The sequence below is a fragment of the Clostridium sp. CMCC3677 genome (assembly GCF_023845585.1).
Taxonomy (GTDB): domain Bacteria; phylum Bacillota; class Clostridia; order Clostridiales; family Clostridiaceae; genus Clostridium; species Clostridium aquiflavi.
In genome coordinates, this window is sequence record NZ_JAMQHS010000045.1 from 1 (window position 1) to 283 (window position 283).

Here is a 283-nt window from a genome sequence, read left to right on the forward strand (position 1 = left end):
TCTAGAACACTTTTCAACGTAATGTCGTCTAATGATTTTGATGTCGATGTTTTTACAAGTTCTGGACGTTTTGTTCCGAGTGGATAATCTCGTACTGTCAGTGTATCTCCGCTCACTTTTTGAGAAGTTGTTGTGGAGACTGCGCCACTATTTACTTCTTGTAAAATATTTCTAACCATATTTTCTAGTGCTTCTTGATTCATCATTTTCACCTCACTATTAGTTTACTTGTAATTCGACTGCGATTTTCCCTGGAACAACATGTTTTGTTTCTTTGATATGA

At 35.7% G+C, this 283-nt stretch carries 1 protein-coding gene; it reads right to left on the bottom strand.

Annotated elements, in window-relative coordinates; genetic code table 11:
• Positions 1–206: diol dehydratase small subunit (locus tag NG901_RS16670; protein ID WP_286675213.1), on the bottom strand; the 206-nt coding region annotated here is incomplete at its 3' end.
• Positions 207–283 lie beyond the last annotated feature (77 nt).